At 64.8% G+C, this 1,512-nt stretch carries 1 protein-coding gene; it reads right to left on the bottom strand.

Features of this window, described 5'->3' with window-relative positions; genetic code table 11:
• Positions 1 to 395: 395 nt before the first annotated feature.
• A complete protein-coding gene (locus ACAG26_RS27605; RefSeq protein ID WP_370486260.1) occupies positions 396 to 1,418 on the bottom strand; it encodes an IS110 family transposase in 1,023 nt (340 codons plus the stop codon).
• Between the last annotated feature and the right edge of the window lie 94 nt (positions 1,419 to 1,512).

The following is a 1,512-nucleotide window of genomic DNA, read 5'->3' as shown; positions in this document are numbered from 1 at the left end:
CGCAGAGTCATCCCTGAAGGGGTGGGGTGTTGTCAAGTGGGGTGTGCTGGTGTTTTGTCGGTTTTCGGGGTCTGTGTGGGCAGCGTTGAATAAGGGGTGCGGTCAAGACGGAGCGCCCGCAGCGTAGCGAGGACGAACGGTCTTGACGGCGACCCGGTTCAGCGCAGACTCGGCCAGGACCGAAATCGGCATGTCCTTATGGTGTTGTGGGGGCCTGTTCTCCAGGGCGATGTGAATCGCGGGGGCAGGGCCGAGGTTTTTCCCGGCTGCCGGTCATCCCTTCGCCAGAGGCATGGAGTGGTGCGGCTGCGGTATACGGGGTCAATCAACACCACGGCCACGCCCCGAAGGGGGGCCAGACTCTGCGGCGGCCACGCGTATACCGCGCCCGGGTCTCATGCTGCCTCCTTGGCCAGCGCCCGGATGTGTCCGTCGCGCAGGCCGTAGTAGACGTGGGTGAGCAACTTGCGGGCCGCGGCGATCTTGGCGATGTTGTTGCCGCGCCGGGCCGCGATCCGGTCCTTGTCGGCGGTGATCTTCGCCGTGGATTTGCGTTGGATCGCCTCCACGGCCGCCCACCGCACCAGCTTGGATCCTTGTTTGGTGATGTGCCCGCGGACTACCACGGTGTCGGACTCGCGGTGCCGTGGTGTGAGCCCGGCCCAGCAGCACAGCCGGTTGGGATCGGGGAATCGGTGCACGTCACCGATCTCGGCGACGAAGATGGCCGCCAGGACCGGGCCGACACCGGGCAGCGCTTGAATCGCGCGGTACCCGTCGTGACGGCGTAATTCGGTGGCGATCCGGGTGCTTAGAGCGGTTTCCTCGATATCGAACACGTCGATCAGGTGCAGCAGTGAGGACACCCGCTGGGCGTACACCCCGCCCAACGGGGTGCGTTCCAGGTGCTTGCGGCCAGTCACCCCGAACAGATCGGTGGCGTCGATGAGCACCCCGGCTTTGGCCAGTACCGCATGCACCTGGGCTTTCAGGCCTGAGCGCAGCGCTACCAGCTTGGCGCGGTAGCGCACCAGCTCCCGCAGCTCCCGGGTGGCCGGCGGCGCGATCCAGGCCTCCGGCAACCGGTTCATCCGCAACAAATCCGCCAGATCACCCGCATCGCGCACATCGTTTTTCACCCGCCGATACCGGAATCCCTTAACCCCCAAGGGGTGTGCCAAATGAACGCTGGCACCTGACGCTTGTAGCAGGTCAACCGCCCAATACCAGCCGTAAGTGGCTTCAAGCACCACCTCCGGATTTGGTCCAGCGCGCTCGATCTCCAACCCCAACGACACCGGATCGTTGACGATGCGCACCACCGACAGCTGCTCACCGGTGTCGGTCTGACGCACGATCACCGACCGCTGGCGATGCAGGTCAATCCCCACGAACTGTTTTCCGGCATACTCACTCATCAGGGGCCTCCCAATCGTGATTGGTTTACTGACACCCCCAGCATCCGCCGGGAACGTCACGGGAGCGGAGGCCCCGCCCCTTCATCGCATCAAC

It is taken from the genome of Mycobacterium sp. pUA109, assembly GCF_041287095.1.
Lineage (GTDB): Bacteria > Actinomycetota > Actinomycetes > Mycobacteriales > Mycobacteriaceae > Mycobacterium.
Note: the sequence above shows the minus strand (reverse complement) of the source record. Positions and strands in the feature narration are given on the sequence as shown.